The sequence below is a fragment of the Novosphingobium sp. genome (genome assembly GCF_027486195.1).
Taxonomy (GTDB): domain Bacteria; phylum Pseudomonadota; class Alphaproteobacteria; order Sphingomonadales; family Sphingomonadaceae; genus Novosphingobium.
In genome coordinates this window covers 1-4,814 of the sequence record NZ_JAIXPP010000076.1, presented here as the reverse complement: position 1 = coordinate 4,814, position 4,814 = coordinate 1, and the positions used below count along the sequence as shown (strand labels likewise).

Sequence of the window (4,814 nt, the reverse complement as noted above, 5' to 3'; positions counted from 1 at the left end):
CTCGTTGGTGGATTCGAAGGCCCGCAGCGCAACCGTCGCGCTGAAGGTCAGGGTGGTGATGCGGCCGATGTGAACGCCTTCTGCGTTGGCCTTGAGGGTGCCGATGTTCATGTCGAAGTTCTCCTGATGCCGTCCGAACCCCTTGTCCGGAACACCTTCTCCCATCCCCCTTTCCTCCGGGCCCCTGGCCCGGCCCGTGCGCCAGCCACCGCAGGCGCGCGTCATCCTGTCCAGCCCGGAGGGCTGAGGAGTCTCGATAGGTGGATTGGGGCTGAACCGGCCCTGCTTCGAGCCAGGCGCGGTCTGTACCGACCTAAGCTTCGGGCTCGGACCCGTCCTTGATCTGGTTGAGGCGTGCCATGAACGCCTTGGCTTCCAGCTGATTGGGTCCATCGCGCGTGGCGAGGCAGGCCATCCTGTCGATCTCGAGCTGTGCGGCAAGACTTGCCTCGATATGGCAATAGGGCTCGAGCGCGCGGATTGCGTCAACCGCGCGGGGCAGCTCTCCGAAAGCGGTTCCGACCCATACGAGTTCGATTTCCTCCCCGTCTTCGTCAGGAGCGCTCAGAACCTGCGCGAAATAGGTCTGAAGCGGTCGGTCCCATCCGACATAGGCACTGGCAGCCGCAATCCCGTCACGAAGCGGTACTTTGTGCCTGCTCATGCGCTCGTTACCTCCCCACCCTTAACTGGGCCGATGCCCCGCGGCGCACTGACATGTCAGCCCCTGAACTCATCAGTAGTCCGCTGGCCGCATCAGCGTGATGACGCGTCGTGTCATCGCTGGATTGGCCGGATCCTCGGACCCAAATGCCAGTTCGGTGTCGTAATAATCGACTTTCATCAGCACCTTGATGCCATCGACATCCATGCTTGCAAAGTCTCGCTCGGGCGAATCCGGGGCGAAGGTGCAATGGCGCAGAGCGGCCATCAACCGAGCCTGAACCATCATGCTTTGTGCCACGGTGTCGCCGCCGAATTCTGCAAGCAACCCGGAGGTCATGACGATGCGGGCCGTTCGGTCACGGCCCTGGCGCGCGGCATCATTGAGCAGCGCAATGCGCTCGGTGCGTTGCCGCGCGCAAGTGAGGTAAGATGTGTCATGCATTGGAGGTCTCCTCCTGATCCAAGAGACGACGAGCGGACAACCGGACGGCCTCGCGGGACTCAGCCCGCAGGTTGAAAAGCGGAAAGCTGAACATCGATCGCGGTCCCGGCAGCAACGGTAATGGCAACCTGCCGGTCCTTGGGAATGACCCAGAGGATGCCGGCAAGCGTGTCGCGGATACGCGCCGCAATGGCCTCGTCCTCGCCGAGCAGCACCCGGGCCGCGAGCTCGCGCGCATCGCGCAAGAAGTGCTCGTGCTGGGTGTCCCAGGAGTCGGCCTCGCTGTCGTCGTTCGCGCAGAAACAGACGTTCTCGATCAGATCGACCAGCGTTTCAGGAGTCAGCGCCGGACCCGGAACATAGGCAATGCGGATCTGGTCGATGCCGCTGTACCAGCCATCCTCGCCGACGACGAAGGCGACATCTGCCGAGATCCGTTCCTCGCGCTGCGTTTCGCTGGCGCGGTGGAAGACGCAGAACCTCAGCTCGATCGTCTCGGCACGAACATGGTCATCGAGCGGGGGGAAGCTGCCGTTTTCGGCGATGACGTGGTCGCGCTCTCCGGCTGCAACATAGAAGCGCACGTTGCCGAGCTGATGCAGCGCGTCATACCAGCCATAGCCAGCGTATGCGGGATGGTTCTCGACGAGGTGTGGGCGCAAAGGGTGCTCGCGCAGCGCGCGCTCCAGTCCCTGTGCAATATCGGGCTCAAGATCCGCGACAAGGATCGTGTCCGCACCTGCTGCGATTTCCTCATACTCGATATTGACGTTGTCGCTCTCCGCAATGGCAGCATGCCAGCGGGGCAGGCAGGGGTCGGCCTCCGGCAGGGCAACCCCAAGATCGCGCGCTTCCTTCCAGTTCTCGAAGGAAAGCCGGTGCTGGCCTCTGTGCGCCAGCGCGGCATAGATCGTGCGCCTGCAGGCCGCCTGAAGCGCCGCAAACGCGGCATTCTCGACGAATTCCTTGCGCGCCGGGAGCACAAGGGCAAGGCCCGGGGTGGCCCCGATATCGAGCCGGGCATGGTAGGTCTTGCCGCCAAGGCTCTCCGAGACGCTGGCAAGCTTGCGGGTGAGCACCATCCCATGGAAATTCGTCGTGGGGTCCTGGTGGTATTCGCGCCCTTCGAACACGCCGATCTGGCTGCCGTTCCACTCGGCGATGTAGATTGCCTTGGCGAGGAAGTCCTCGCGCGGCATTTCCGTGCCATTGAAGAACACCGGCAGCGGGTAGAACTTCGCGACCTCGCGCAGAATCCGCTCGGTGGTCTGCTCGCTCACGCCGGGCATCAGGAAGGTGATGGTCGTCCCGACGGGGCGAGCAAGGGGCTGCACGGCAATGTCCTGCGCGCCGGTCCAGCCATCCGCTGGGACATGGACCGACCATCCGATGTCGGCATCGGTATGACGTGAGCTGATCCGGGTTTCCTTGCCCGCCAGGCTGAAGACACCCATGCCTGCCGGGTCTTCGGCCTCATGGATGTGCTGGCTCCAGCCCGAATCCCCCAGCGCAATCATGGTCTGCGGATCGGCGACCCCGGTTCCATCATCGACAAGGGTCAGGCGCGCTGCGTCCTGATCCGCGCAGCAGGCGATATCGATCCGGGAAGCGCCCGCGCGGCGACTGTTCTGGAGGAGCTCGCCGAGGATATCGCCGATGGTGCCATTGAAGAGGCGCGTGACTTTGGTGATCGTCTTCGGGCTGACGCTGGGTCGAATAACTGTCGGATTCATGACAAGGGGTCCTTCATCGCACTGTTTCGCCCCTCCCCTCCCCCTTCCCTTCAGAACGGCGGATTGATGCCTGGCCGGAACGCGGCCGCCTCGGCCTGCTCTTCAGCCAACGCGCTTGGGTCGCAGGGCGTCAGGCGTCGGGATGATCTCGTGCGCCGTATCACGCAGCGCCGTAACCTCGCCGCGCGCGGCGTAGAGGTCCTTGGCGATGAGCGCGCAGACTTCGGCCTCGCCATAGGTTGGCCGGCCAAGGTGATCGACGCGCTCGACTTGTCGGGCAATCACGCCGACTTTGCCTTCCGGCACCCACTCGGCCCAATCGCCCCAGGCGCTGGTCACGCAGAATTCGCCGATCGCGGCCATATAGGCCTTGCGCGTCCGCAGGATCTCAGAGGAATTCTCCTCTACGGCCTCGCCGGTGAAGGCGCTGAAGCGGTCCGGGTGCCAACATCGGGTAGTATCGCGGGCAAGCTGCAGGAAGCCCGCAGAGCAGAAGCCCTGCCCTTCAAGCTCGCTGGTGAAGGCGAGGATCGGAAGCCCCCAATCGCAATCTTCTTCGTAAGCCCCGCTTTCGATTTGCAGCGCCGCTGGCATGGCGGCCTGTCTCTGATCGGACAGAATGATACCGCCGTGGCTGGCGGTCATAACTGACCATATGCCGGGGGCCAGCTGATCGGCCTGCTGGACTGCGCCCCAGATGGAAGTGGAGGGGCGCGGTGATGGGGCAAAACATGGCATGAGCGAACTCTCCTGTTGCAGGTTCGCTCAGACCCTCCCCCTCTTCTTCAGCTCAGGATCCCGAGAGCGGTCCGGGCAACGATCTCGGGCGTGACGTCTCGAAGAGCGAGGGCCGCCACCGGTCCAAGCTGCGAAAGACGAGTCCGCTCGATTGCCCTGAGGGCGAGATAATCCTCGTCGGACGACTGGAGGATTTGCAGCGCGAAGCGGCACTCCTGCCCGGTGTTGTCGTCGAGAAGGGCGATCAGGAAATCCGGCCTTACGGAGACGTCCGCAAATGGCAGATCGAAGAGGATCTTCTTCACCGCCATCCGGATGTCCCGGCGTCGCAGGATATACTGCGCGTCTTGGAGCGCCCGTAGAACGTCTCGGTCGTGGTCTCGCTCTGTCGGCACGAACTGGTTGCCGCTCAAGACAGGCTGAGCGTAGGCGCGCAGCGCGACATAGCCCTCCTTCCTGCTGTGCTCGCCGACGACGGCGAGCACAAGAAACGGCGGCTCAACTTCGGCGCGGATGAGCCCGGTGTGCTGGATGCGGTTTCGGACCGAGATCGTGCCAAGACCGGTCACGATCTCGGTGGAAGTGACCGCATTGGCCTCGAGCAGAAGAAACGCCTGGGGCGCGAATTCATGAGGCCATCTCTCGGCCGCGGCGCGCAGTCGGGCGTGAACCCGCCGCTTTTCGTAATCGATGGCGTTCGTGTAGAGATGGGCCGAGAGCGGAACCCTGGGCGCAATCTCGAGACCTTGCGCAGCCCGGCGCAGGAAACGCATCTCCTGGCTGATCGAGCCCTCCCGTGGCCCCGCTGGCGGAAGCTCGCGCAGCACGTTGGAACCCGCCCGCTCGAGCAGCAGCCACAGCAGTTTGCCGAGGCGCGGGATTGCAACACCGCGCGACCGGTCGTCTGGCTCACTGTGGTCCGGTTTCTGGGCGAGTTTCTCCGGCGCCTTCTGGTGCGCGTTGAACAGGCCATCTGGAACATCGAGCGCGTAGAGCGAATCCCTTGCTGTCTCGCGGATGCGCGGCGGTGCCTGGGGCAGGAAAAATGGACACGCCGGCGCATGCATCGGCCTCGAAGTCAGCCGCCGCAGGTAATAGGTTTCCTGAAAGCTCAGGTAGGCCGGGCTCAGCAGCGGCGGCGCGGTGACCTCGCCCAGACAATCGCAGGCGAGCCATTTGTGATTCTCGCGCGCTGTCACGACGAGGGAGACGCAGGCCCGGTGATCGGCCTCGTT

At 63.9% G+C, this 4,814-nt stretch carries 5 protein-coding genes; all 5 read right to left on the bottom strand.

Features of this window, described 5'->3' with window-relative positions; translation table 11 throughout:
- Positions 1–313 precede the first annotated feature (313 nt).
- Positions 314–664, bottom strand: coding sequence for a hypothetical protein (locus tag Q0071_RS14800; protein WP_052241788.1), 351 nt, complete (start codon positions 662–664; stop codon positions 314–316).
- Between the two features lie 72 nt (positions 665–736).
- Positions 737–1,108, bottom strand: coding sequence for a DUF3768 domain-containing protein (locus tag Q0071_RS14795; protein WP_298171046.1), 372 nt, complete (start codon positions 1,106–1,108; stop codon positions 737–739).
- A gap of 59 nt (positions 1,109–1,167) precedes the next feature.
- Positions 1,168–2,841, bottom strand: coding sequence for an ATP-binding protein (locus Q0071_RS14790; protein ID WP_298171043.1), 1,674 nt, complete (start codon positions 2,839–2,841; stop codon positions 1,168–1,170).
- Between the two features lie 102 nt (positions 2,842–2,943).
- The gene (locus tag Q0071_RS14785) at positions 2,944–3,486 is read right to left on the bottom strand and encodes a hypothetical protein (RefSeq protein WP_298171040.1); all 543 of its coding nucleotides are present in this window, start codon (positions 3,484–3,486) and stop codon (positions 2,944–2,946) included.
- Between the two features lie 140 nt (positions 3,487–3,626).
- The coding region (locus Q0071_RS14780; protein WP_298171037.1) for a hypothetical protein at positions 3,627–4,814 on the bottom strand (1,188 nt) is incomplete at its 5' end.